We start from the raw sequence: 26,122 nt of genomic DNA, 5'->3' as shown, positions 1-26,122 counted from the left end.
GGCAATGGGAAAAATCGCTTATTAAAGTCTCGCTTCATTAAAAATATGTAATTTTTACAAAGTGTATATTGAAAGCATAGTATAATATAATGGATGTTTATAAAAATAAATGAAAATGAAATAAAGGAGTAAAAATATGGATTATGTGCTAATAGGTGTGATTTTATTATTATTAGCTGTAGTATTCGTGCTGTTCTATAAAAATAAACAGCTAGAATCAGAGAGTCAGCAAGTAGAATTCGAAAAGAAACAAGCAATTGAAACGTATGAAAATGAAATTGCAGCTACGGTTACAGAGCATAAAGAACAACAAAGTACATTGAAAAATATGGAACAGAAGAAATATAATAATTTACAAATAAGCGCAGCTAGAGAACTTGAAAATATGCGTATGATGAAAAATCAATTAGCTATGCAACATAGTAAAGAACGCAGTGAAATGCAAGAAAAACATAGTAACGAAATACATATGTTTCAAAATTTAATTGCAAATTTGCGAGAGTATACGAAAAATGGAGCTGAAGTGAATACACACGAAACATTACATTATATGAAGCGAGGCTTCGTAGATCAAGGCATAATACTAGATAATGAATTTCATATTATGCCAAATGTTTTTATTAGAAATCAGCATGGAGGAAATGATTTTCGAATTCATCATCTTGTCTTAAGTAAAACGGGTATGTATCTACTTGAGACGAAAGAATGGACAGGGAAATTAATTCATGGCTTAACGAAAGAAAATGCTCGTATATATTCATTTATGATTGATGAAATTGGCAAGTATCAACAAGAAGTAGAGAAAGAAGAGACGTTTGAATGCATTACAGGTGAAGATTCATTAACGATACAAGTGAAAAATGAAGGGAATCCAGTATATAGAGCGAAGAAACTATCTCATATTCTATACAATTGTTTGAAAGAAATACAAGTTGATATTGTAAAGGAAAACGTAAAACCGATCGTATATTTTTATAATGAGAGTGGGAAAGAAGTGCTAGATCTTTCTGAAGAAAAAACGCTGAGATTAAAAGATAGAGAGCAAATTGTAACGTTCTTCAGAAATGAGATCTTAACGGGGAAAGTAATATATACAGATCAAGAGTTAGAAAAACTTCGAGAAATTATTAGTCGGATGAATTATAAAGTGGAACTTTAATCAGTGGGGGGACATCCCCACTGATTATTAGTTGAACCAATAGGGCTTTTACGGACAGTTGATCCCCGCCTAACTTCTTTGCTTTCGCTGAATTTTAAGGTGGGGGATCTTACTGCCCGTTAATGAGGGGTAAAATGAATTAAAAAGGGGTGGGTTTTCTGAGTGCTATATTGAGAGGGATTTTGTATATTTATTTTTGTTTGTATATACTAATGTATCTTGCGTTTATCTTTGTTATTGATGCGGTTCATATGTCATTAAGTGTAAAAAGTATGTTTGTAGTAGTCATGCCATTTGTTTTATTAGTCATGATTCAAAAGTTCGTCTTACATACTTCTATAAATCGTAATACAGAAAAGAAGCAAATGCTAGGTGTAATGATGGTAGGTTGCATTCTATTGTTAGTGTGCACATGGCAATTAAGTATGAATACATACACTTCAAAGTTTAATCAAGATCGCTGGTTACATGCTGAAGAGAAACGGGTCCACATGGTAGATGATTTATTGCAAAAATATAAATTAACAGGGAAATCAAATGAAGACATTACAAAATTATTAGGAGCACCTACTGAAACGAAAAATGGAGAAGAAGGGATTATCACTTCGTACTATCTTGGAAATGAACGTGGCTTTATTTCAATAGATAGTGAACAGCTTGTTTTACAATTTGATAGAGATGGTAAAGTTATGGAATATAAGGTGCATAGAGATTAACGAAACGTAGAAAGAAGCTATATATTATAGCTTCTTTTTTATATTCCAATATAGTAAATATAGGCAAATAGTAGTCATTCCTATCTATACGGATCGGAATGAGTCTGTTATATTGTAAATGGTTATGTAGTTTAATAGTTTACTAGATAACATATATTTTGGTTGAGGAGGGAGAATTTAACACGAATTTAATTATGACGTGTTAAGTATTATGATGAAAAAAAGATTTTATAATGTTCTAGCTGCATCAATTGTATTAAGTATGGTAACGATTCCAAATTATTCCTATGCTAACGAACTTGAAAAAACTGTTACATTTTCACCTGATGAACAAGCTTTAAAAAGTATTGAAAACCATATGAAAGATGAAGATGGTCGAGGAGAAGATAAAGGAGTAAGAAATGAAGTGCAAGGTGAGTTTCTTGTACATATAGTTAAAGAAGTACCTTTATATGATTCTAGTAATTTTCAAAAAGAGATCGGGGTTCGTATTTCGAATCAAGTCGTAAAAGCTGAGAAAAGAAAAGGAAACGCTTACTATGTTCGAACTTCATCTGGAACTGGGTGGATACAAAATAGTGAGGGGAATGTAGAGGTTAAAGAAATTCACTCGTTATTAAGTGAAAAGTTAGTAGTTAATGAAGAAACCGCTACATATTCTAAACCATTTGCTTCATACAAAGAAGAAAATGTACTGGAGCCACAAACTATCCAAGCAATTGGACAGGCGGGAGAATGGTTCCAAGTAAAAGTAAATAATGAGATAAAATGGATTTATTCACCTTCAGCAAAATTTGAAGGAACAAAGGCTTCACTTATTCAAGATATAACACCAACACGTACAAAACGTGCCGCAGTTATGTATGCCGCACCAACAGAAGAGAAAACAACGAATATTTATGGTGTAACTTTAAAAGAAATGATTGTACCAAAAGGAAATGAAAATATTCGTCCAGGTTATGCGATGAAGCCAAAGTATATTACGATTCATGAGACGGATAATTACAGTGTTGGGGCAAATGCTAGAAACCATGCAATATATTTATATAACCAAGCAACGGGAACGGAAGATCGTTCAGCGTCTTGGCACTTTACGGTAGACGATAAAGAGATTTATCAGCATCTACCACTTAATGAAAATGCTTGGCATGCTGGAGATGGAGCAGAAGGAACTGGAAATCGAGAATCCATTGCGATTGAAATTGCTGTAAATGAAGATGGTGATTATAATAAAGCTGTTGAAAATGCTCGTAAACTAGCAGCTTATTTAATGGGGGAATTACATATTCCTTTAGAAAATGTGAAGAAGCATCAATTTTGGAGTGGTAAAAATTGTCCAGCCATTATGATTAAAAACAATGCGTGGGAACCATTCTTACAAGGAACAAAAGTTTATTATGATGCGAACCATAAAGATGATATAACGGGTGGTTGGTACGAAGCAGACATTCGTGAATTAGATAAACGTGGTATTATGGTTGGGGATGGGAAAGGTTCTTATTGGCCAGAGCGTCTTGTAACACGTGGTGAATTTGCGAATTTAATTTCAAGATCATTGCAGTTACCTGAAGGGTCATCGAATTTTAATGATTTAAATACAGCACATCCATCACTAATAGATGGTATTAATCGTGCAGCAAGTGCCGGAATAATAAGTGGTAGAGGAAATGGGACATTTGCTCCAAATGATACGATTAAACGAGATGAAGCTGTTATCATGATTGACCGTGCACTGCAATATAAAAAAATTAAAGGTAACTTAGTTCCATTACCATTCTCGGATCAAGATTTAGCATATGATAAACAAGCTGTACAACGTGTTTATGGATTAGGTATTGTAAAAGGAAATGAAAATAATGAATTTATGCCGAAAGGTTCTGCAACGCGTGGAGAATCAGCAGCATTTATTAATAGAATGTTAAAAGTAATTGAAAGTAAATAATGAAAAAGCATTCGCTTTTGCGAGTGCTTTTTTATTTTTCAATACGTTACGGAAGGGAGAGAATGGTTTTGAGGGGAATAAGGAATGAAAGCGGAGGTGATACATATATATAGATGCATTGGGGTGTTTTTTATCGTGCATAAACGGGAAGCCCGATTATAATCCGTGTGGAGTGGACCAAACCTCTACTGATTAAACTTTCACTTTATCATATTGTATAAATGAAGAGGAGGTAAGACGGTGAAAGCTATACCGACTGATGTCCTGAGTAAAGAGCTGATGGAAAGAGAAGGGGTTATATCTATTACAGTAAAGGAATTTGAAAAGATAGAAGTAGCTGGAGTAGTAGTCGCTGGTCCTGCGATTATTTTGATTAATCAAGATTAAGTACATATTATCAATTTTGAAAAGTACGAAAAGCATCCGTCCAGGGTGCTTTTTATTTGTATGCAAGGAGGAATATGGTGGATAATTGGATTACTGGAGGGAGAGTTTGTGGCAATTATTATAACGATGTTAGTAATGGGGGTTTTATTAGGGTTTGTTGGAGCAGGGGGAGCTGGTTTTATTATCGCAATACTCACTTTAGTATTCCACATTCCTATTCATGTTGCGCTTGCAACGTCTTTAACTGCCATGGCATTTACGACATTATCTGGGGGTATAAGTCATTATCGCGAAGGAAATGTTGTATTTACTATAGGCGGGATTGTTGGTGGATGTGGAGCACTGGGTTCTTATATCGGTTCAAAAATTGGTTCACTTATACCACCGCATCTTCTTCATTGGTTTACAGCTGGGATGTTATTTTTATCTGCAATTTTTATGTTTATTAAATTAATTAAGTTTCAAAATAGGGAAGAATTGCTTTTAGCAGAAATTAAAGATTTTTCGAAAGAAAACATAATGAAATGTATATGTCTTGGATTAGTCACTGGAATTATGGCTGGTTCATTTGGGATTGGTTCGGCACCATTTATTCAACTTGGATTAATGGTTCTATTAGGATTAACGATTCAGCAATCTGTAGGAACAACAATGCTTGTTATATTACCGATTGCGATTGGAGGTGGGCTGGGATATAGTTCAGAAGGGTATTTAGATTATATATTGTTATTGCAAGTATTAATTGGGACGATGTTAGGAGCATATATCGGGGCGAAGTTTACAAATTATGCACCACGTATGCTTTTGAAGGTTTCAATGATTATGACACCAGTTTTAGCGGGATGTATGTTATTGATAGAATGAAAATAATATAGCAAACTAATATGTTTTACGAATGAATTATGTAAGTAATTCATATTTCCCATATAAAAGGATTTGCTTTAATATAATGAGTGTAAAGTTCGAGTATTCGAAGTACTACTTGAATTATATCCCTATCCCTTTTCTAAAAATGCGAACAAGTTTTGCCCTATTCTATTCAATATTTAATTGCATAGAAATATATTGTTCGATGACCATTATGGAACGTACATAATGGAAAAATCCCGATCCTTAAAGAGGATGCCCCTAATCTTCATGTGAAAATATGATCGGATATGAAAGCTGACCAATTTATGGTCAGCTTTCTTTTTGTTCAAAAACTATTTCTTCTTTAATTTCTGTTTGTAATAATAAAGCTTTTCCGAAACGACGTTTACATTCCATACGCACTTTTTCAATGGCTAGTAGCTGAGTAGTGGCGGGAACTGTGACGATAGCTTGACGAGGTTTTCGATTTTCTTCACAAAAGACACATTCCACAACATATTTAGAAATCATATTTTCATCCTTCCATTTTTAATTTCTAAGAAGGGATTGTCTATGAAGTTGATGTAAAATTTCGTCATCGTTTGACTTTTTTCCTCTTTTTTTCAAGGAGAAAATAATAAAGAAGGCGAAGGTTTGTAGGGGAGGGATGTACAATGGATAGGTGGATAGGTGCAGCAGCTATATGTGTAAATGAAAGAAATGAAGTCTTAATGGTATTGCAAGGACAAAAGGGAGAAGAAAAAAGGTGGTCTATCCCAAGTGGAGGACTTGAAAAAGGAGAAACATTAGAAAAATGTTGTATCCGAGAAGTTTGGGAAGAAACAGGCTACAATGTGGAAGTTATAAATAAAATATACGAAAAAGAAGGTATTACATATGGAATTCCCGTGTATGTTCATTATTACTTTGTAGAAAAAGTAGGCGGTAATATGAAAATACAAGATCCTGATGAGTTAATACATGAAATTGCTTGGAAAGGAATACATGAAGTTGAAACATTATCATTAGCGTTTCCGGAGGATTACGAGTTAATATGCCAATATATAAATAAAAAAGCAAGTATTTAAACACTTGCTTTTTAATGTATCCACGATAAGAAAAGCGGAACGATAACTAAACTAGCTCCTGCTGTTAAAAGCATGGATAAACTGGCGATTGTTCCTTCTACAGGACCGATTTCAAATGCTTTTGATGTACCCGTGCCATTTGCGCTCGTGCCTAACATAATGCCTTTTGCGAGCGCTGTTTTAATACGACATATACGTATGAGAGAAGGACCGAGCAATGCTCCTGTTAATGCAGTTAAAACAACAAATACAGCTGTTAATTGTGACATACCACCAATCATTTCTGAAATGGCCATTGCAATTGGTGTCGTTACAATATGAGGCGCTAAACTATGTTCTAACGATGAATCAATTTGAAAATAATTTGCTAGTAGTGCTGAAGTAATAACTGATAAAAACGAACCGACAATGACATTAAGTAAGATAGCTATTCCATGTTTCTTGAGTAAATCAAAGTATTTATAGATTGGCCATGCAAAAGCAACTGTTGCAGGCTTTAATAATTCTGTTAACCATTGACCACCTGTTTCATATGTTTCATAAGGTGTGTCTAGTCCGAGCAATAAAGCAATTAAAATAATAGGGCAGACTAGAAGAGGAGAAAGTAAGCTCCAATTCCAGCGTTGATACATTTTCTTCGATATCCAATATGTGAATAGTGTTAATAGCAAACAAAGAAAGCCGATCATTGCACGGATCCTTTCCGCTTTAGTAGCAATTCTGTTAAAAGTCCTGTTACGAGAGTGACACAAAGTGTACTAATCACGATAGTTAAAATGAGATCGATTCCATATTGTGATAATGTATCTTTGTAACGAATGACAGCGACTGCAGAAGGGATGAAAAATAAAATAAGTTCTTTTAATAAAAAGTCTGCACCGTCTTGTATCCATTCTTTTTTCACTATGTTAAATTTTAATGAGATTAATAATAGAAAAATACCGATTATACTTCCTGGAACCGGGAGGTGTGCCTGTTTTGCAATCCATTCACCTGTCCAAGCGAAACAAAATAATAATAATATTTGTCCGCTTAACTTCCACCATTTCATACAGTAACCACCTCTTTCTTTTTTTACATAAAAATTGTAAAAAAGAATTAACAGTTTCTACTATACGTTCATTCGAAATATTTGTCTAATATATAAATTATATGTTATTAATATATTAGATGTATTAATCGAAAGTGAAAAGGGTGTCCAAAATGGAATTACGGCATTTGCAATATTTTGTTGTAGTGGCAGAGGAGTTACACTTTGGACGAGCAGCTGCTCGTTTACAAATGACACAACCACCGCTTAGTCAACAAATTCAGCAATTAGAAAAAGAAATGGGAGTTATGTTATTTTCAAGAACAAAGAGAAAAGTTGAATTAACAGAAGCAGGAGAAATGTTTTTAAAAGAAGTAAAAAAAGCGTTTGAACAAATTGAAAAAGCAGTAGAAGTCGCACAAAGTGCGCAAAGGGGAGAAGTTGGATCACTTTCAATTGGTTTTGTAGGTGCGGCGATATATGATATTTTACCGTCAATCGTCAGGGAGTATAGAAAGAAATTTCCGAGAGTGTCTGTTGCATTACATGAATTGTCAACACCGGATCAGGTGCATGCACTTCATGATAATCGAATTGATATTGGATTTTTACGTCCGCCAATTCCAACGCAATTACTTGAGTTAGAACCAATTCAAAAACTTTCGTGTACGTTATGTTTACCGAAGGCGCATCCACTTGCTGAAAAGGACGAAATACATATCGAAGATTTAAGGGATGAACCGTTCGTATTTATTACGAGACCAGTATGGCCAGCGTTATATGATACAATTTTATCGCTTTGCCGCGATGTCGGTTTTAGTCCGCATATTGTACAAGAAGCAACGGAATATCAAACAGTTATGGGACTTGTAGCGGCAGGAATTGGAATTACGGTAATACCTGTATCGGCAAATAAATTGTATAAAACAGAGGTCGTATATAAAGAGTTATGTGATTCTAATTTCGTTGCAGAAATGTCAGTGGCTTACAAAAAAATGAATACTAACCCAGAACTTTTAGAGTTTTTGAAAATTGCAAGAGAGAAGAAAAGAATAGAAGTTGAGGACGATATTAATTAAGTTATTTAAAAGTACACCTAATTAAACACTAAAGCGGAAATGCAATTATATTGCATTTCCGCTTTAGTGTTCTTTTTTTAGCTCTATACTAAAGAGATAAACATGTTCATTTTCTTGTAATAGTTGTTCAATAGCGGTTTTTTCCTCAAGCATTGGAACTCTTACGGTTTCTTTATTTGTTTTTATTATAGCCACTAAAGTCGTTTTTTGATTGTATTTTACATTTATAGAAGATTGAATAGTAGTAGTTGCAGAGCTATTTATACTTGGAGGTGCTTCTTCAGGAGCGAGCATGGAACTACCTTCAATATTAACATACCAATGATTTTGCATTTGTAAATCTTTATCGATTTGGGATTGAGGTGGTAAAAAAGAAAGCTTTACTTTCTTTTTTTGAAAATGTGAGGTAGCTATATTCACAATTTCGTTTGTTTTTTTACCATTTTGATAATAATCAATCGTAGCATGTATTTCATCTTTTTCATTTTTAAGTGTAACGTTATAAAACATGCTGTTGCCTTCTGGAAAAGGAGTCATTTGTAAAATAGAGGATTGCTCTTCTGTTAATTTGTATGGCTCAACAATGGCAACTTCATTGTTTTTAAGTGGGCTACAACTGGTGAGAAATAGTAAAAACAAGGTTGATAGTAACTTTATACGCATACAAAACCCCTCCTATTTTACAATTATATTGCAAATTTTCTTTTTTTACCATTTTGTTTTCTAGGACTAAAGACTTAGAAAAAACTCCGATTGTAGTGCGATGTTAAGAATGTCATATTTTCATATACTATTAGTATAGAATGAGTTTGTTATGAAGTAAGGTAGGGGAAAGAAAGTATGTCTTTATGTCGGTTAGTGAGAAAAAATATAAGAACATTTGCTGCCAAAAGGATGAAGCAATTTATGTGGATTGCTATGAGTACTATGGTTTTGTTTTTTATGATATCGCTCCAGTTTAATAAAGGAGCTATTGGGGAATTAGGGACTACACTTTTATTTCAAATGTGTTTTTACACGCTGTTTATTGTATTCATTTTTATATGTATTTTTACTACATATAAAATAACGTTTTCTCTTCTGCAAGTGAGGAAAGAGGAAATGAAATCTTATGTAACAGAGAATAGGAAGAAAAATGAAGTACTATGTTTATTATGTCAGGAGCAATTATTTATTTATGGAGCAGCGTTTGTTTTTGGATTAGTTAATGGGATGTTATTTTTGAAATTATTTACGATTATCTTTATGAAAATAGCAGGAATACAAGGGATAAATAGTGCACCGATTACAATATATGCAATAGTAGTTGTTAGTATAATTATGATTGTTATCTTCCTATTATCGATGTTGCAATGTTTTCGATTTATTCAAAGTTTACAAGATAAAAATTCATTTCATTTCAAGGAAAAGGCATGAGAAATCATGCCTTTTCCTATTTTACACATAAAAATAATCATGTTACAGTGTAAAGACCTGACAAAGAATGGGAAGGAAAGGTTGTATAGAATGACAAAAGAACAATCAATTGTAAAAGTTGAGCGGTTAACGAAGCGAATCGGTTCAAAGACACTTGTAGAAAATATTAGTTTCGAAGTTAAAAAAGGTGAAGTGGTTGGTTTGCTCGGACCAAATGGTGCTGGAAAAACGACTTTAATGAGAATGATGGTCGGCATGATTCGCATGACAGAGGGCGAAGTTTGGATTGACGGTCAATCTGTCAAACAGCAATTTGAAAGTACTGCCTCGAAAATTGGAGCAGTAATTGAGACACCGGAATTTTATCCGTTTTTGAGCGGCTATGAGAATTTAACATATTTTGGACGCATGAATGGTAACGTGACAGAAGAACGTATCGATGAAGTAGTGAAATTGCTAGGGATGGGACAAGTAATCGATCGCAAAGTAAAAGCATATTCACTCGGCATGAGACAACGTTTAGGAATTGCTCAGGCGCTTATTCATGATCCAGATGTGTTGATATTAGATGAACCAACGAATGGATTAGACCCTAGTGGAATACATGAAATGAGAATGTACATAAAGAAAATTGCACATGAACAAGGGAAAGCGGTACTTGTATCTAGTCACTTACTTTCAGAAGTTGAATTAATGTGTGACAGAGTTATCATTATTCAGCACGGAGAATATGTGGCGACGCAAAATATTCAGCATAATCAAAGCGAAGAGATGGAGACAATTCGTATACGAGTAGATGATGCGAATAAAGCGGCAGAAATATTAGAACAAGATGTTTTAATAAAAGGTAATGATCTACTTATTAATGTAAAAGATGAAGAAATCCCAAATGTTATTCGTACATTGCTTGAGAAAAATATTCAAGTGTATCGTGTATATGAAGAAAGAAAAACGTTAGAAGAGCAATTTTTAGAATTAACAGGGGGAAAAGATATTGTTTAATTTAGTATATAATGAACTGTATAAAATATTTAAGCGAAAGCGAACGATTATTCCATTTGCAGTTATTGCAGTATTAATAATTGGATTAGGATGGGTTACGGTCAAGTATTTAGAACCGGAAACAAAAGGATGGAAAGCCGATTATACAGAACGAACTGTAGAAATAGAGAAAAAGCTAGGCATGAAAAAAGAAGCTATTTTAGTGGAACGATCTGGGGATGAGCTGGTCAAGGAATATCAGCTCAAGATGAAACATTTAGATACAGATACAGCACCGGCAAGCAGCTCGCCGCTTTCTTTCATGAGAGATACAGGTTTTATCGTATTTCCAATATTGCTCCCGTTTATCCTTGTGTATGCAAGTACAATTTTTGCGAATGAATATAGCTGGGGAACATATAAATTTTTAACGATACGACCAGCGAGTCGCTTTAAAATTTTGACAGCTAAATTTTTAGCAATCGTGATATTTGCAGCGTTATTGTTTATATTTAATATGATTTTTTCCATTTTATGTGGACTTGTTATTTATAAATTCCAGCAGCCTGCATGGAGCGAGTTTATTTTCCAAGATGGAAATATTATAAAACAAAATATTTTTGTAGAAGCTAGTAAGTATTATATTTTATCGTGGTTGCCGACGATTGTGTACGCAGCGTTTGCATTTATGATTTCTGTGTTAACAAGATCTAGCGGAGGCGCGATTGGTATTTCACTATTTCTTGCTTTATCAGGAAATATTGCATTACTAGCAGCAACTAGATATGATTGGGCGAAATATTTATTGCCAGCAAACACAGATTTATACAGTATTTCAAAGAATGGAAGTTTTATTGATGGAGTAACGTTCCCGTTTGCCTCATGTATGTTATTACTGTATTTATTTGTATTTTTAAGCATTTCTTATACAGTATTTTTAAAACGTGATTTAACCTAATAAAAGGAGCCGTTAAGTATGTCTTAACGGCTCCTTTTTTATGCAAATTGTTTAAGTGCTTTTTCAGCTAATAAAGCGAAGTATTCTGCACTTATAGGTAAAGCTCGCTCGTCTACTGTAAAAGCTGGATGATGCCATTCGTGTGTACCACTCGTTCCCATAAAGACAAATGAACCAGGTATTTCTTGTTGGTAAAAAGAAAAATCTTCTCCGGCCATTGACGGGGTAGGGGAGATGATTTTTAAATTCATTTTTTCAGCAACTTGAGAGGATAAGTTTGTTAAAGATGTATCGTTATGGACAGCAGGAGGACCTGCATAAAAACGAAATTCTGTTTTTACACCTAATGCATCAGAAACCCCTTGAATAATACGTTTCATTAGTGCAGGAATCTTTTCACGTGTTTCAGTTTGGAATGTACGTACAGTTCCTTCCAGCGTTGCTTTTTCAGGAATAACGTTCCACGTATTTCCTGAATGGATGTTTGTGACACTGACGACGGCATTATGTGAAGAGCTTATATTTCGGCTTACAATTGTTTGGAGTGCCATAACAATTTGAGAGGACGCGACAATAGGATCAACCCCAGCATCTGGTACAGCTGCATGTGTACCAACTCCGTGAATTTCAATTTCAAATCGATCAACTCCGGCCATCAGTGGACCATCTTTAATACCGATTGTGCCTACTGGTAAATCGGGTTTATTATGCATACCGAAAATAGCTTGTACACCATGTAAATGCCCGGCTTCAATTACTTTGCAAGCACCATTGCTACTTTCTTCAGCTGGCTGGAATATAAAGCGTACAGTTCCGCTAAGAGAAGATTCTTTTTCTTTTAATAAATAAGCGGCACCTATAATAGCAGCTGTATGAAAATCATGCCCACAAGCATGCATTTTACCGGGAATTTTTGAAGCGTACGGTAAATTTGTTTCTTCTTGAATAGGAAGGGCATCGATATCAGCACGGATTGCTATAATGGGTCCCCTATTATTCCCTGAAATTTCAGCAATAACGCCTGTTTCTAAACTAGAATGTATAATCGTAATGTTTTTCTCTTCTAACCAATTTTTTATAGTCTTCGTCGTTTCAAATTCTTCGTATGATAATTCTGGATGCTCATGTAAATTTCGACGAATAGAAATTAGCATCTCAGTTAATTGCTTTAGATTTGCTGCCACGTATAATGCCTTCTTTCTTAAATAAAGTATTTACATTAAGTATACAATAAGAAAAGAGAGGATTCTCAAATGAAAATCCTCTCTCGTTTTATGCTGCCAGTTTTTTTGGGGTATGATGTTTACGATAACGTCCACGCATTGCGTAGGCAATTTGCGGGATTGCAATACCAATTAAAATAAGTGATACACCGAACCATTGTGAAGATAGCACAGCTTCTTTTAAAACGAATACAGACATAATTGTTGTAACTGGTAGTTCTGCTGCACCAAGAATAGTCGCTAACCCAGAACCTATTTTTGGAATACCGATTGTAAAGGCGATAGACGGAATAACGATACTAAATGTTCCTAAACCTAAACCGTATTTCCAAAGTCCTTCAGAAATTGCACCGTTAAAAATAAATGTTGGCGGGAATACAATCATTACTAAAGTTAAAGCGCCAGTCATTAAGAGAACACCACGTGGTAATGAAGGTACTTCAACAGCAACTTTTCCGCTCACAAAAATGTATGTTGCAAATGTAATGGCAGATAATAATCCTAGTATGATTCCAGTCGTATCGAAATCACCTGCTGATTTTTCTAGTAAACCACTTGATAAAAATGTACCTGCAAGTAAGAAAATAACGGAAATAACTTTTTCTCTTGAAGGTAATGTTTTTGTTGCAACTGCTTCAATAATAATTCCGACCCAAACGAATTGGAATAAAAGGATAATTGCAATAGATGCGGGCACAGTTTTTAATGAAGCATAATAAAAAATGCCAGTGAAGCTTGCAGATGTTCCTGCAATGAATAAAATTAACGCTTGTTTTAATGGAACACGATGTCTAGAAAATAGAAGTGTAATAGCCAGTAAAATAATCCAACCGAACATATATTGGCTGCCAATTACCTCTCCAAGTGAAAAACCTTCTGCATATGCAAGTTTAACGAAAATAGCTAAAATCCCATAACTACACGCTCCTAATAAAACTAAAAGAGAATAACGAAGCATGAAAAATTCCTCCCATCTATATGAAATCGTTCCGTAACGGACATATATAACTAGAGGGAAGTATACAAAATTAAAAATAAAGGGTCAAATAAAAGAAAAGTGTGACATTTTATAGAATAATAATAAAAGTATGATATTTATGCATAATCTTGAAATTAGTAATAATAGGAGTATTGTAAAATCAGCTGTGCGCTGTATAAAGACAGCATTTGAAAAAAATATTTTTTAGGGAGATAAAAAGGTAGTCCGTTATAGTGTGCTAATCATTTGAGAAGCTATGTTACCTTTGTTATGTTAATAGCAATTAGAGAAGTTTCGTAGTTCAATTGAGATTTTTCTATATAATAGAAGGAAATGAAAACGTTTTTTTAGAAACTGTGTGAAAGGGTAGTTTTTCTTATTATCAAGTTGCTAAAGTGATTTCACGAATTGTTCATAGTATTTTTGTATGTTTTTGCTACAATATGTAAGGAGAGGAGTGAAATAATGCAAGATATTAGTATTTTTTTAGCGTTTGGTGCTGGGTTTTTATCATTTATTTCCCCATGTTGCTTACCATTGTATCCGGCATTTTTATCGTACATAACAGGTATGTCGGTTTCTGATTTGAAAGAAGAAAATGCAATGCTTCGCAAAAGAAGTATGATACATACAGCGTTTTTCTTACTTGGATTTTCAATTATATTTATTGCAATTGGATTTGGTACAAGCTTTATTGGAGGCATCTTTACAAATTATAAAGATTTAATTAGACAGCTAGGTGGTATATTTATCATCGTATTCGGTCTTATTACTGTCGGTGTGTTTAAGCCGAAGTTTTTAATGCAAGACCGTAAATTTACGTTTAAAAATCGCCCGAGTGGCTATTTTGGATCTGTTTTAATTGGGTTAGCATTTGCTGCAGGATGGACGCCTTGTACAGGACCTATTTTAGTGTCTGTCATTGGATTAGCAGCAACAAACCCAGAGTCAGCAATGATTTATATGATCGCATATATACTTGGATTCGCTATCCCGTTCTTCGTACTATCCTTCTTTATTACGAAAATGTCTTGGATTAAAAGAAATAGTATGAAATTCATGAAAATTGGAGGATACGTTATGATTGTCATGGGTATCTTCCTATATTTTAACTGGATGACGAAAATTATCGTATATTTCTCAAGTTTATTTGGTGGTTTTACCGGTTTTTAGTATTATTCTGTGAAAATGTTGGAAATACTAACGGAAAAGCATATAATGAAAGTATATTTTGCATATAGCCACAAAAAAGGATGAGAAAATATGAACATAGTTGTTTTATCCAGTATCGTTGCTGTTTGTATGGCTGTTGGTGCGATGTTTATTCGTTTGAAGGCAGCTAAGAAACCTGCAACATTGAAAAAGATTATACTTCCGCCATTTTTTATGAGTACGGGAGCGTTGATGTATGTTTTTCCTGAATTTCGATTAACTCCAGCAGAAATGCTAGAAGCAATTGGTGTCGGCTTGTTTTTCTCTATTTTTCTTATTAAAACATCTAAATTTGAAATTAGAGGACAAGAGATTTATTTGAAGCGTTCAAAGGCATTTGTTTTTATATTAATTGGATTACTTGTCGTGCGGATTGTATTTAAAACTTATTTAAGCCAATCTCTTGATTTAGGACAACTTAGTGGAATGTTCTTCTTACTGGCATTCGCTATGATTGTGTCATGGAGAATTGCCATGTACCGTTCCTTTACGAAATTACAGAAGGAAATGGAAAAAGAAGATGGTTTTTATAATGAAAAAGATATGAAATTAACTTAAAAACTGTATATGTATAAAATAAAAAGACAGCGTTTTTTGACGCTGTCTTTTTATTTATATTGCTAACATCTTCTATTCCAACCGCGCCGTATAAAACGTTCCCCATTAAAGAAACAGTTTAAATTTGGTGATACGAATGGACCGATAAACGGAATAATATTTGGTTCTGTAGTCTCATCAACTGGAATCGGTGGTTTAGTGGGATCAGGTCTAAGTGTATAGCGAATGCGAGCGGTATTTCGAATGAGACCATTTCGTGGTTCTGCTGTTACTTGGACGATAAAGCGAACAACGGCGGATTCACCTGGATTAACAGTGCTGATAAGAATACCAATAGTTGGGTTAGTTCCGGGACGTGCTACTCCGTTTACTGTTACTGAATTCGGATAGAAAGTAACTTCAGGAGGAAGTGGATCGGTAATGAGTACATTATTTGCTGGGATAGCGCCATTGTTAGTAAAGGTAAGGGTATATGTGATGAAGTCACCGAGATGGGCGCTATTTACATTTGCGTTCTTAATAAATGTGTTTGGTTCATTAGGAGTTACTTCTATTGTAATTGGCGGTGTTGTTGTCGTTGTTGTGACAGGTGGTCTAGTAGGGTCAGGTTGAGAAGTATACGTAATGGATGCGATATTTGTAATCATTCTATTAGGTGGAAGGGTAATAACCTGTACTTGGAATGAAATCGTTACTGAGTCTGATGGATTCAGGTTTCCAACTGGAATGCCTGTAGCTGGATTTGCATTTGGAACTGGAATGTTGTTAATTGTAACACTGTTTGGAATGAATGATGTACCGGCAGGAAGTGAATCTGTAACAGAAATACTAGTAACGGGAATCGTACCTTCATTTTGAAATGTGATAGTAAATGTAATTGTATCACCTACTGAAACGATGGATTTATCAGCGGTTTTTATCGGATTAATAGTCCCGACGTTTACAGGGGTAATTGTAGTAGGCGTAGGTGTAGTAACGGATACAGGTGGTTTAGTAGGATCAGGTTGATATTGGAATGAAACGTTACCTTGGTTTTGAATTTTTCCGTTTGGTGGAATAGAAGTAACTAGGACATGGAAAGAAATCGTTGCTGATTCAGATGGAGCAAGGGTTGAAATAGGGATGCCTGTAGCCGGATTTGCAGTTGGTTGCGGCACGTTGTTAATTGTGACACTATTTTGGATGAATGAAGTACCGACAGGAATTGTATCAGTTACAAGTATATTATTAGCAGGAACGGTACCTGTATTTTGGAGAGAAATTGTATACGTAATGATATCACCTAATGTAACTGTTTCCGGCGTAGCTGTTTTTTGCGGATTTAATATAGCTGTATTTACATTCGTTGTGTTAATTGGAGTAGGGTCTGTAATCGTAATAGGAGGTTCATCAGGATTTGGTTGGTACGTAAAAGTAACAGTTGCTTGATTTCGGATGATACCACCTGGTGGGACGCTCGTTACTCTCGCTTGAAATTGAACGGTTATTGTATCGGTCGGATTGACTGTTCCGACAGGTATACCTACTACAGGATTTGCTCCAAGATCCGGAATACCATTTATTACAACAGTACCTGGAACAAACGTTAGTCCATTTGCTAACGGATCAGTAATGATAACAGAAGTTGCAGGAACCGATCCACGATTTTGAAACGTTACTGTGTAAGTGATAGTTTCATTAATATCTACAATTTGTTTGTCTGCTAGCTTAGTTGGATTAGGTGTAGGCGTAATAACGGATACTTCAACAGTTGGAGTAGGATCTGTAATGGTAATAGGAGGTTCACTAGGGTTTGGCTGGAACGTGTAAGTGACGGTTGCTGTGTTTTTAATAATACCGTCTGGCGGGAGTGTAGTTACAGTAACTTGATAGGTTAATGTAACAATTTGTCCTGGAGTTACAGTCCCGACATTTACACCACTATTTGGATTTGCACCAGGTGAAGAAACGCCATTTATCGTAACGCTATTCGGAATGAAAGTAGTACCAGCTGGAGTAGGATCTGTAATAATTACATCTGTTGCATTTATATTCCCGACATTTTGGAACGTAATTGTATAAGTGACAGTATCACCGAGATTAATAACTTGAGGGTTTGCTTGTTTGTTAGGATTAGTGGTAACTTCGCTTACTTGTGTTTTTGTAGCTGGGGTTGGTGTAATAACAGATACGGGTGGTAAATTTGGATCTGGCTGATACTGGAATGAAACGGTTCCTTGATTTTCGATAAAACCTGTAGGTGGTATCGATGTTACTTGAACTTGGAAAGTTATAACGACTGAAGTGTTAGGTTCTAGTGTACCGATAAGAATTCCTGAACTAGGAATGATACCTGGTTGTGCAACGCTGTTAATCGTAACGCTATTTGGAATGAAAGTAGTGCCAGCTGGAATAGGATCGGTTACAAGTACATTTGTTGCAGGGACAGTACCTGTATTTTGTAAGGAGATTGTATAGGTGATTGTGTCACCTAATAAAGCAAATACTTTATCAGCAGATTTTGTAGGATTCGTTGTTGCGGTGTTGACATTGGTAGTAGTAGGAGGTGTTGGAGTAGTCACTGTTACTGGAGGTTCTCCAGGATTAGGTTGGAAGGTGTAGGTGATAGTAGCTTCATTTACAATAATTCCGTTAGGTGGTATTGAAACAACACGAACTTGGAAAGTTACAACAACTGATTGACTAGGGTTTAATGTGCCAAGAGGTATGCCAAGAGCTGGATCAACATTACTAGTCGATATACCGTTAATTGTAACGCTATTTGGAATGAAAGTAGTCCCGGTTGGAATTGGGTCTGTAAAAACAACGCCTGTCAACTGTACAGTTTGTAAGTTTTGGAAGGTAGCGGTGTACGTAATGATATCACCTATATCAACGTTGTTTCGATCGGCCGTTTTCGATGGATTAATAATGCTGTTAATAATCTCAGTATTAACGGGTGGTGTTTCCCTTGTTTCTGTAATAGGTGGTTCATTTGGATTAGGCTGAGATGTAAAGTTAATTGAACCAACATTTGTAACAACCCCGTTAGGAGGTATATTTGTAATTGTTACTTGGAACGTAATGGTTACGATTTGATTTGGTTGTATTGTACCAATAGGTATCCCGATACTTGGATCAACACCTGGTTGTGAGATCCCATTTACAGTAACAGAATCCACAATAAATTGTGTACCTACTGGTGGTTGGTCAATGACAGATACATTCGTCATAGGAATATTTCCGACGTTTTCAAGGGTGATTGTATAAGTGAGTGTATCTCCAATATTGGCAAGTTGTAAGTCTACTGCTTTTGTTGATTCTAGTTCTGCATTTTGCACAATTGTTTCTGCAATTGGAGTAGGTGTTGTTGTTGTAATGGGTGGGAGATTCGGGTCTGGTTGAGATGTGTAAGTGACATTTGCCTCATTTGAGATAACGCCATTTGGTGGTAGCGCAGTTACTTGTACTTCTAAAGTAACAGTCACTAGTTGTCTAGGGCTTAATGTTCCAACTGGAATTCCTGTTGCTGGTATCAAATTAGGTTGAGGAATACCATTAATCGTAACACTTCCAGGAATAAATGTAGTTCCAGTGGGGATAGAATCAGTAATAATAACATCGGTTGCAGGAATATTACCAGAATTTTGAAGGATGATTGTATAAGTGAGTGTATCACCAATACTTGCAAACTCACGATCTACTGTTTTTTGCGGGTTTGGGTTAGCGGTACGAACAGGTAATGTTACGGTAGGAGTCGTTTCTGTCGTTGTAATAGGAGGTTCGCTAGGATTAGGTTGAGAAATATAGGTAACAACTGCTGTATTTTCTATTTTCCCGTTAGGTGGAATAGCATTGATTTGTATTTGGAACGTAGCTGTAACACTTTCGCCAGGGTTAACTGTACCGACGGAAATGCCTGTAATCGGGCTTACACCAGGTTGAGGGATAGTATTTACTGTAACGCTATTCGTAACAAAAGTTGTACCCGGAGGTAAAGAATCTGTAATTGTTACACCTGTAGCAGGTATAGTTCCTTGGTTTGTAAATGTGACAGTATAAGTTACAATATCACCAATTTCTGCAAACGTAAGGTTTGCGGTTTTAGTTGGGCTTATGACTACAGTTTGAATAGGAGTCATTGTTTCAGGGGTCGTTTCTGTTTTTGTGACTGGGGGTAAGTTTGGATCCGGTTGATAATTAAATGTTGCACTTCCTTGATTGCGTATTTCTCCACTAGCAGGGATGTTTACTACTCGTACTTGGAAAGTAATGGTCGCTCGTTCGGATAGTGCTAAAGTTCCAAGTGAAATTCCTGATGCTGGATTGGTTCCTGGTTGAGGAATACCATTAATCGTAACACTGTCTGGAACTAATATAGTACCAGCAGGGATAGAATCCAGTACTGTTACATTCGTAGCAGGGACAGTACCGGTGTTTTGAAATGAGAGTGTATAGGTAATGATATCATTTAATGCAGCGAAGGAACGATCTGCTGTTTTTTGTGGATTTAGTGTTGCAGTATTAACTGCCGTTTCTGTTTCAGGAGTTATAATAGTTGTCGTAACAGGAGGTTCATTCGGATTTGGCTCATATGTGAATGTTATATTTGCTTGATTTTTAATGATTCCCCCGGGCGGGATGCTATTTACTACACCTTGGAACGTAACGGTAATACTTTGACCAGGATTTACAGTGCCAACTGGTATACCAATTTCGGGATTTTCTCCAAGCTGTGATGTTCCATTCACAACAACACTACCTGGAACGAATGAAATACCAGATGGAAGTGTATCTTTTACGATAACGTTTGTAGCAGGGACGGTCCCTCTATTTTGGAATGTTACGGTAAAAGTAATCGTATCTCCTAAATCAGCAATTTGTCGATCTGCAGATTTTGTAGTCGTCGGATTTGGATTGTTAATTGGGATATTCACACTTGGAGTCGTAGTAGTTGTTGTAACGGGAGGCTCACTTGGATTCGGTTGATATTGATAAGTGAAGGATGCTTGGTTTCTAATTACCCCATCAGGTGGTAAATTTGTAACGACAACTTGATACGTGATTGTTTTTGTTTCTCCGACAGAAATAGTGCCGAGTTGTATTCCGAGTTCTGGATCGGAACCAGGATTCGAAACGCCATCAATTGTAACACTATTTGGAGCGAAAATAGTCCCGTTAGGTGTAGGGTCCGTAACGACTACATTTGTAGCTGGAACCGTCCCATTATTTGTAAAAGTGACCGTGTAGGTAATTGTATCTCCTATATCAGCAACTTGTTTGTCGGCAGATTTTGTAGGTGCTGTAACCACGGTCCCGACTTGTGTTTCTGTTTTAGGAGTTGGGGTCGTTTTTGTAGCAGGAGGTTCATTTGGATTAACAATATGATTAAATGATACAATGCCTTGGTTTTCTATAAGGCCATTTGGTGGCACACTTGTAACTTGAACCTGGAATGTAATTGTTTTTGCTTGATTTGGATTTAAAGTGCCGATTGATATACCGTTTTCAGGATTACTGTTAGGTTGTGAGGCACCATCAATCGTGACGCTATTTGGAATAAATGTTGTACCGTTTGGAATTGGATCGGTTAGTACAATATTCGTTGAGGGAACAGTGCCGTTATTTTGTAAACTAATTGTATACGTAATAATATCACCAATGTCAACGAAAGTACGATTAGCAGATTTTGTAGGGTTAACCGTAGCGGTATTAACAGCGACTGTAGTAGGTGCTGTCGGTTCAGTTGTTGTAACAGGAGGCCTTGTGGGATCTGGCTGATACGTATATGTCGTTGAAGCTTCGTTTGTAATAACACCGCCAGTAGGAATTTGTGTAACAAGAACTTGGAATGAGAGTATTTTCGTTTCGCCAGGATTAATTGTTCCTACTGGAATCCCTAGTGCTGGATTTGAATTTGGGACAGGGGCATTATTTAAGACTACGCTATTCGGAATGAATGTTGTACCAGCAGGAATGGTATCATTAAAAACTACATTCGTAGCAGGGATCGTACCATCATTAGTAAATGTAATCGTATACGTAATAACATCACCGATATCAACAGTAGTTTTATCCACTGTTTTAACAGGGTTTGTAATAGCGGTGTTAACGGGAGTAGTAGTAGGTGGTGTAGGGTTTGTTGTTGTAATAGGTGGTTTTGTAGGATCCGGTTCATACGTAAATGTTGTGGTTCCGATATTTCGGATTAATCCATTTTCTGGGAGAGAGGTAACTTGAACTTGGAATGTAACTGTAGTAGTTGCACCAGCGGCGATTGTACCGATTTGTATACCACCAGAGGGATTTACACCAGGTTGTGAAGTACCGTTAATTGTGACACTATTCGGAATGAATGTAGTGCCACTTGGAATTGGATCAGTTACAATAACGTTCGTCGCAGCGATGTTTCCTGTATTCGGTACAGTAATTGTATACGTAATAATATCACCAATATCAGCAATTTGTGGACTAGCAGTTTTTGTTGGATTTACAATTGCAGTTCGTACAGAAGTAGTTGTTGGAGGTGGTGTTGTCGTAGTTGTCGTTGGGGGTTCAGACGGGTTCGGTTGCGATGTAAATGTTATATTTGCTTCGTTAGTAATCGTTCCATTTGCCGGAAGAGAAGTGACTTGAACTTGAAATGTGACAGTTGTAGTTTGACCAGCAGGAATCGTACCTAGCGGAATATTTGTTGGTGTTACGCCAAATTGTGTCGCTCCATTAACTGTAACACTGTTTGGAATGAAAGTAGTGCCAGTAGGGATAGGATCAGTGATAGAAACATTCGTTGCTGAAATATTACCGTTATTTGGGACGGTAATCGTATAAGTAATGATGTCACCAATATTCACAATTTGTTGGTTTGCACTTTTAGTCGGATTAATGATAGTAGCATTAATTTGTGTTTCAACTATATTACTTGTAGAGTTTCTGTTAATTGGTGGTTGGTTTGGTGGATTATATTGAAAGCTTGAAGTTGCACTATTTGGAATAGGGTTTGGTGTAGGGAGGGTATTAACTCGAACTTGAAACGTAATTGTAGCATTCCCGTTTGCAGCAATCGTTCCTACATTTATACCAGTAGCAGGATTATCGGGAGTAGAAGTGCCATTTACTGTAACGCTACCTGGTACAAACGATGTACCAGCAGGAGGGGTGTCTGTAATGGTAACGTTATTGGCAGCTAATGGAGCCTCATTTGTAGCAGTAATTGTATACGTAATCGTATCACCGATCGTAGCGATTGTTTTATCGACTGCTTTTGTTATTGCGACATTGGCTGTGAAGATATCTGTATCAACTATATTGCTGGTTGTTGTACGTGTGATAGTGGGTGCGTTAGGTGCAGGTTGAAATTCATATCCAAATGATGCTACGTTGCTGGCGACAGGTGGTGTAGGGATACTTGTTACATCTACTTGGAAAGTAATTGTAACAGTACCACCAGCAGGGATGTTATTGATGGGAATTCCAGTTGAGGGGTCGCCAGCTGTTGGAGTGCCATTAACAGTTACACTGTTTGGAACGAAAGTGGTGCCAGCTGGTATGGGGTCTGTAAATGTAACATTTTGGGCAGGAAGTGTTCCGGTATTTTGGACAACGATTGTATAGGTTAAGCGACTTCCTATTGTTGCTATTGCCATTAGATTCGTCCTTTCTAAATGAATTTAAATCCGATCAATAGTTAGACATTTGCAAATAGAATCATTTTACAATTTAAAAATGATTTTATTTGTAAAAAAATGCGAAAAATGAGCTCGTCATTGCATCCTATTCAAATATAAATGAATAGGTATAGGCAAAGGCATTTTTTTTGCCTAAATTAGCTTGTACGTATATAAATGGAACTTTTTCGTTTTGCTCGCATTAAATGAAATAGCGAGAAAATATTTATTTTATAATAGAAAGGAAGTGAGGTTTTGGCCTTCGTACAAACATATACAAAAACGGATTCGCTTTTTATGGTGCATATAGGAAATACGTTAGGGATGCGTGGTATTACGACAGCTACTGCATATCAATATAACGCATTAATTTCTACAAATACAAATTTGAGTTTTGCTGGGGTGCCATCCTCAACAGAGACTGATACCTTCGCAGGAACGACAAATGATTGGACTTTAGATGGATCATGGACGAGGCTCAATCCATCTGTAACAGATGTACCACCAACGGCTACAGTCGACTTTGCAATGTTAGTTTGGCAAGGAACATTAGGGGGGACTGTTACAGAAGCGGTAGTAAATGCGAATCCTCCAACATTCAGAACCCCGGATGATGTGACTCACACTATTACAAGTACACCTGCGTGGGGAGAAACAAGATCGAGTGGGACATTTCAAGGTACGATTTATACACGTGCAGCTAATGTGACAAGTATTCTTCAAGGGCTCCCTAATCATGCTGTAGGTAATTATTTTGTAGAACGTGTTCCAACGGCAAATCCACCTTTGCAAGGAACAGGAGTAGGGTGGGCATTAGTTGTTGTATATCGTGATAATTCATATCCTGTTAGGAATGTTAGTTTATATACTGGCTTACTCATTTCTACATTGGGTGAGACAGCAACGATTTCCAATTTTATCACGCCAGCTGCAGCACCAGTTAATGCTCGTGTATTTACAATGGCGTTAAATGGTGATACGGATGCGACGGCAGATACATTTGTTTTAAATGGTACAGCGCTTTCGGGTCCTAATAATGCCAATCCTAATTTTTTTGCTTCGCAAGTCAATAATTATTTAGGGAATTTGAATACAATTGGCAGCTTTGCAGATAGAAATATGCCGATTGGAACTGCTGCAACGAATAGACGTGCTGAATTTGATGTGACGAATGTCCCAGCGAACGGTGTATTAACAGCTGGGTCAACTTCTACGACAGTTAATATCCCAAATACATTTGATTATCTTTATGCTGGTGCGGTAGGTTTGCAAATAGAGTTTGGAGAGGCACGTTTAGTTGCTGCAAAATCCGTAACTGTAGGTTAGATTGATAGAAAAATTCTTTTAGATTAATAGGGAGGAATTCTTTTGGCCTTCGTTCAAGCTTATGGAAAGAATGACAATTTATTTATGATGCATACAGGAAATACAATGGGTATGCGTGGTACGGCGAATACAAACTTCGCTTATAACGCACTCATAACATTAAATACAGATTCTACTTTTGGAGGAGTACCGTCATCAACTAATCCAAATACATTTGGAGGTACGACAAATGATTGGACGTTAGATGGTTCATGGGCCGAATTGGATCCTTCAATTACTATTGTTCCTGCTACGTCGGCTGTAGATTTCGCATTACTGGTATGGACAGGGGGATTGGATGCGACTGTAACAAATGCTGTTGTTGATGCGAATCCTCCAAATTTAGTCACGCCTGATGGAACGAGTACACAAGTGACAATTAATTCAGCGTGGTCGTCAGGAGGAGTGAATTTACCCTTTATAGCCAATGTTTATAATCGAGCAGCAGATGTAACGAATTTACTACAAGGATTACCAAATCGAGCGGCGGGAAGATATAGTGTAACAGGATTACCAACCCGTCCACCAGTTGGTTATGGCGCAGGATGGTCGTTGATCGTTGTATATCGTGATTCCTCATATCCGATGAGAAATGTGAGTTTATTTCCAGGATTTTTATTATCAGGTACACCGCAAACTCTTTCTGGATTTTTCACCCCAGCTACAGGAACAGTGACAGCACGTGTTTTTGTAATGGCAGTAAATGGTGATCCGAATTTTACAGGTGATAATTTTCAATTGAACTCAGTGACATTAACTGGACCGAATAATCCATTGGGGAACTTTTTTAGAGGGCAAGTGAATGATATTAATGGAAATTTAAATACAATTGGTAGTTTTGCTGATCGGAATTTTTCAGGAACGACTACAAATGCAAATGCAAGAGCTGAATTTGACATTACAAATGTAAATGCAACAGGATCAATTGCGGCGAATACAACATCCACGCAAGTAAATATTACAGGTACAGGTGATACGATTTATATAAGTGCTGTTGGATTACAAATAGATTTGGGAGAGGCTAGATTAACAGCTACAAAATCAGTAACAGTAAGTTAAAGTAAAAAAGATTGCTATAAACTAGCAATCTTTTTTATGAGGGGTATTTTGTTAATAATGATTGATAGTTAGAATAATCAATCTCTTTTTCTTGTAGTTTTTTCACTAAAAATTTATGATCACGCTTCGGTGTAGCAATAATATACCCTTTAATAATTAAATCTTGTGTAATTTGAGAGGCTTTTTCTTGTAATGCCAGTTCTCCGATTTTGCCAGCGATTTTTGATTTAGCAACATCGCGAAATAGTTCTGGAACAGGACTTACGAGCTCTTCTAACAATTGTTTTTGTTCGTCATCCCATAAATGCCTCGTTTTATTAATATAGTGCTCTTCCCAATCTAAAATGGACATCCCATCTTCTTTCGGTAATCGTTTCAAAAATTTTCTGAACATAAAGTATCCACCGATAGACATAAGTCCTAATAAAATAACAGTCCATAGCACAATGAACCAACTGAACCATCCTTCGAGCAA

22 protein-coding genes and 1 pseudogene are annotated in these 26,122 nt (G+C 36.2%); 15 read left to right on the top strand and 8 right to left on the bottom strand.

The genetic code is table 11. The features are described from left to right. The first annotated feature begins 136 nt into the window (after nt 1-136). From KZZ19_RS17745 to KZZ19_RS17725, 5 genes are all read left to right on the top strand, one after another. Nucleotides 137-1,159 (top strand): nuclease-related domain-containing protein, encoded by a 1,023-nt coding sequence (locus KZZ19_RS17745; RefSeq protein WP_237980551.1) that lies wholly within the window; start codon nt 137-139, stop codon nt 1,157-1,159. Between the two features lie 149 nt (nt 1,160-1,308). Then, nucleotides 1,309-1,875 (top strand): hypothetical protein, encoded by a 567-nt coding sequence (locus KZZ19_RS17740; protein WP_237980553.1) that lies wholly within the window; start codon nt 1,309-1,311, stop codon nt 1,873-1,875. A gap of 214 nt (nt 1,876-2,089) precedes the next feature. Next, nucleotides 2,090-3,817 (top strand): S-layer homology domain-containing protein, encoded by a 1,728-nt coding sequence (locus KZZ19_RS17735; protein ID WP_237980901.1) that lies wholly within the window; start codon nt 2,090-2,092, stop codon nt 3,815-3,817. A 240-nt stretch (nt 3,818-4,057) separates the two neighbouring features. Further along, complete coding sequence (locus tag KZZ19_RS17730) at nt 4,058-4,204, top strand: BC1881 family protein (RefSeq protein ID WP_000644410.1); 147 nt, start codon at nt 4,058-4,060, stop codon at nt 4,202-4,204. A gap of 60 nt (nt 4,205-4,264) precedes the next feature. Further along, the gene (locus tag KZZ19_RS17725; RefSeq protein WP_237980555.1) at nt 4,265-5,068 is read left to right on the top strand and encodes a sulfite exporter TauE/SafE family protein; all 804 of its coding nucleotides are present in this window, start codon (nt 4,265-4,267) and stop codon (nt 5,066-5,068) included. Between the two features lie 315 nt (nt 5,069-5,383). Here KZZ19_RS17725 and KZZ19_RS17720 read toward each other — a convergent pair whose 3' ends face one another. Continuing rightward, nucleotides 5,384-5,584, bottom strand: a complete 201-nt coding sequence (locus KZZ19_RS17720) for a DUF3903 domain-containing protein (RefSeq protein ID WP_063221320.1) — start codon at nt 5,582-5,584, stop codon at nt 5,384-5,386. 143 nt (nt 5,585-5,727) lie between these two features. On the opposite strand from KZZ19_RS17720, the gene KZZ19_RS17715 reads away from it, so the two are divergent. Next, nucleotides 5,728-6,141, top strand: coding sequence for an NUDIX hydrolase (locus KZZ19_RS17715; RefSeq protein ID WP_237980556.1), 414 nt, complete (start codon nt 5,728-5,730; stop codon nt 6,139-6,141). An 11-nt stretch (nt 6,142-6,152) separates the two neighbouring features. On the opposite strand, the gene KZZ19_RS17710 is transcribed toward KZZ19_RS17715, so the two are convergent. Further along, nucleotides 6,153-6,830, bottom strand: coding sequence for an LrgB family protein (locus KZZ19_RS17710; protein WP_000578956.1), 678 nt, complete (start codon nt 6,828-6,830; stop codon nt 6,153-6,155). Continuing rightward, on the bottom strand, nt 6,827-7,192 hold the full coding sequence (locus tag KZZ19_RS17705; protein WP_237980557.1) for a CidA/LrgA family holin-like protein: 366 nt from the start codon (nt 7,190-7,192) through the stop codon (nt 6,827-6,829). Before KZZ19_RS17705 ends, KZZ19_RS17710 begins: the two co-directional genes overlap by 4 nt. A 152-nt stretch (nt 7,193-7,344) precedes the next feature. On the opposite strand from KZZ19_RS17705, the gene alsR reads away from it, so the two are divergent. Further along, a complete protein-coding gene (alsR, locus tag KZZ19_RS17700) occupies nt 7,345-8,250 on the top strand; it encodes an acetoin biosynthesis transcriptional regulator AlsR (RefSeq protein WP_237980558.1) in 906 nt (301 codons plus the stop codon). A 63-nt stretch (nt 8,251-8,313) separates the two neighbouring features. Here alsR and KZZ19_RS17695 read toward each other — a convergent pair whose 3' ends face one another. Further along, complete coding sequence (locus tag KZZ19_RS17695) at nt 8,314-8,913, bottom strand: histidine kinase (RefSeq protein WP_237980559.1); 600 nt, start codon at nt 8,911-8,913, stop codon at nt 8,314-8,316. A 177-nt stretch (nt 8,914-9,090) separates the two neighbouring features. Here KZZ19_RS17695 and KZZ19_RS17690 point away from each other — a divergent pair, with 177 nt between their 5' ends. The 3 genes from KZZ19_RS17690 (at nt 9,091) to KZZ19_RS17680 (ending at nt 11,605) form a co-directional block, all read left to right on the top strand. Further along, on the top strand, nt 9,091-9,666 hold the full coding sequence (locus tag KZZ19_RS17690; protein ID WP_237980560.1) for an ABC transporter permease: 576 nt from the start codon (nt 9,091-9,093) through the stop codon (nt 9,664-9,666). A gap of 90 nt (nt 9,667-9,756) precedes the next feature. Continuing rightward, a complete protein-coding gene (locus KZZ19_RS17685; protein WP_237980561.1) occupies nt 9,757-10,668 on the top strand; it encodes an ABC transporter ATP-binding protein in 912 nt (303 codons plus the stop codon). Continuing rightward, the gene (locus KZZ19_RS17680) at nt 10,661-11,605 is read left to right on the top strand and encodes an ABC transporter permease (RefSeq protein WP_088097351.1); all 945 of its coding nucleotides are present in this window, start codon (nt 10,661-10,663) and stop codon (nt 11,603-11,605) included. Before KZZ19_RS17685 ends, KZZ19_RS17680 begins: the two co-directional genes overlap by 8 nt. Before the next feature lie 38 nt (nt 11,606-11,643). Here the strand turns inward: KZZ19_RS17680 and KZZ19_RS17675 are convergent, their stop codons facing one another. Both KZZ19_RS17675 and KZZ19_RS17670 read right to left on the bottom strand, forming a co-directional pair. After that, nucleotides 11,644-12,789 (bottom strand): M20 peptidase aminoacylase family protein, encoded by a 1,146-nt coding sequence (locus KZZ19_RS17675; RefSeq protein WP_237980562.1) that lies wholly within the window; start codon nt 12,787-12,789, stop codon nt 11,644-11,646. An 88-nt stretch (nt 12,790-12,877) separates the two neighbouring features. Continuing rightward, complete coding sequence (locus tag KZZ19_RS17670; protein WP_237980563.1) at nt 12,878-13,786, bottom strand: EamA family transporter; 909 nt, start codon at nt 13,784-13,786, stop codon at nt 12,878-12,880. Nucleotides 13,787-14,112: 326 nt separating this feature from the next. On the opposite strand from KZZ19_RS17670, the pseudogene KZZ19_RS17665 reads away from it, so the two are divergent. The 3 genes and pseudogenes from KZZ19_RS17665 (at nt 14,113) to KZZ19_RS17655 (ending at nt 15,577) form a co-directional block, all read left to right on the top strand. Next, nucleotides 14,113-14,256, top strand: a pseudogene (locus KZZ19_RS17665) (peptidase T). 16 nt (nt 14,257-14,272) lie between these two features. Further along, complete coding sequence (ccdA, locus tag KZZ19_RS17660) at nt 14,273-14,980, top strand: cytochrome c-type biogenesis protein CcdA (RefSeq protein WP_088097348.1); 708 nt, start codon at nt 14,273-14,275, stop codon at nt 14,978-14,980. A gap of 90 nt (nt 14,981-15,070) precedes the next feature. Continuing rightward, nucleotides 15,071-15,577 (top strand): CcdC family protein, encoded by a 507-nt coding sequence (locus tag KZZ19_RS17655; protein ID WP_001028639.1) that lies wholly within the window; start codon nt 15,071-15,073, stop codon nt 15,575-15,577. A 62-nt stretch (nt 15,578-15,639) separates the two neighbouring features. Here KZZ19_RS17655 and KZZ19_RS17650 read toward each other — a convergent pair whose 3' ends face one another. Then, nucleotides 15,640-23,202: a DUF7507 domain-containing protein gene (locus KZZ19_RS17650; RefSeq protein ID WP_237980564.1), complete on the bottom strand. Its 7,563-nt coding sequence runs from the start codon at nt 23,200-23,202 to the stop codon at nt 15,640-15,642. Between the two features lie 276 nt (nt 23,203-23,478). Between KZZ19_RS17650 and KZZ19_RS17645 the strand changes: the two genes are divergently transcribed. Next, complete coding sequence (locus tag KZZ19_RS17645; protein WP_237980567.1) at nt 23,479-24,549, top strand: hypothetical protein; 1,071 nt, start codon at nt 23,479-23,481, stop codon at nt 24,547-24,549. 42 nt (nt 24,550-24,591) lie between these two features. Next, nucleotides 24,592-25,647: a hypothetical protein gene (locus tag KZZ19_RS17640; protein ID WP_237980568.1), complete on the top strand. Its 1,056-nt coding sequence runs from the start codon at nt 24,592-24,594 to the stop codon at nt 25,645-25,647. A 34-nt stretch (nt 25,648-25,681) separates the two neighbouring features. On the opposite strand, the gene KZZ19_RS17635 is transcribed toward KZZ19_RS17640, so the two are convergent. Beyond that, nucleotides 25,682-26,122 (bottom strand): DUF2621 domain-containing protein, encoded by a 441-nt coding sequence (locus KZZ19_RS17635; RefSeq protein ID WP_088097345.1) that lies wholly within the window; start codon nt 26,120-26,122, stop codon nt 25,682-25,684.

The sequence above is a fragment of the Bacillus thuringiensis genome, assembly GCF_022095615.2.
Lineage (GTDB): Bacteria > Bacillota > Bacilli > Bacillales > Bacillaceae_G > Bacillus_A > Bacillus_A cereus_AG.
This window is presented reverse-complemented; position numbering and strand designations above follow the sequence as displayed.

Bases quoted from the DNA above. Each gene is read 5' to 3' on its own strand.
- KZZ19_RS17745 (WP_237980551.1), top strand. From the start codon at position 137: ATGGATTATGTGCTAATAGGTGTGATTTTATTATTATTAGCTGTAGTA.
- KZZ19_RS17735 (WP_237980901.1), top strand. From the start codon at position 2,090: ATGAAAAAAAGATTTTATAATGTTCTAGCTGCATCAATTGTATTAAGT.
- KZZ19_RS17725 (WP_237980555.1), top strand. From the start codon at position 4,265: ATGCAAGGAGGAATATGGTGGATAATTGGATTACTGGAGGGAGAGTTT.
- KZZ19_RS17720 (WP_063221320.1), bottom strand. From the start codon at position 5,584: ATGATTTCTAAATATGTTGTGGAATGTGTCTTTTGTGAAGAAAATCGA.
- KZZ19_RS17715 (WP_237980556.1), top strand. From the start codon at position 5,728: ATGGATAGGTGGATAGGTGCAGCAGCTATATGTGTAAATGAAAGAAAT.
- KZZ19_RS17710 (WP_000578956.1), bottom strand. From the start codon at position 6,830: ATGATCGGCTTTCTTTGTTTGCTATTAACACTATTCACATATTGGATA.
- KZZ19_RS17705 (WP_237980557.1), bottom strand. From the start codon at position 7,192: ATGAAATGGTGGAAGTTAAGCGGACAAATATTATTATTATTTTGTTTC.
- alsR (WP_237980558.1), top strand. From the start codon at position 7,345: ATGGAATTACGGCATTTGCAATATTTTGTTGTAGTGGCAGAGGAGTTA.
- KZZ19_RS17695 (WP_237980559.1), bottom strand. From the start codon at position 8,913: ATGCGTATAAAGTTACTATCAACCTTGTTTTTACTATTTCTCACCAGT.
- KZZ19_RS17690 (WP_237980560.1), top strand. From the start codon at position 9,091: ATGTCTTTATGTCGGTTAGTGAGAAAAAATATAAGAACATTTGCTGCC.
- KZZ19_RS17685 (WP_237980561.1), top strand. From the start codon at position 9,757: ATGACAAAAGAACAATCAATTGTAAAAGTTGAGCGGTTAACGAAGCGA.
- KZZ19_RS17670 (WP_237980563.1), bottom strand. From the start codon at position 13,786: ATGCTTCGTTATTCTCTTTTAGTTTTATTAGGAGCGTGTAGTTATGGG.
- ccdA (WP_088097348.1), top strand. From the start codon at position 14,273: ATGCAAGATATTAGTATTTTTTTAGCGTTTGGTGCTGGGTTTTTATCA.
- KZZ19_RS17655 (WP_001028639.1), top strand. From the start codon at position 15,071: ATGAACATAGTTGTTTTATCCAGTATCGTTGCTGTTTGTATGGCTGTT.
- KZZ19_RS17650 (WP_237980564.1), bottom strand. From the start codon at position 23,202: ATGGCAATAGCAACAATAGGAAGTCGCTTAACCTATACAATCGTTGTC.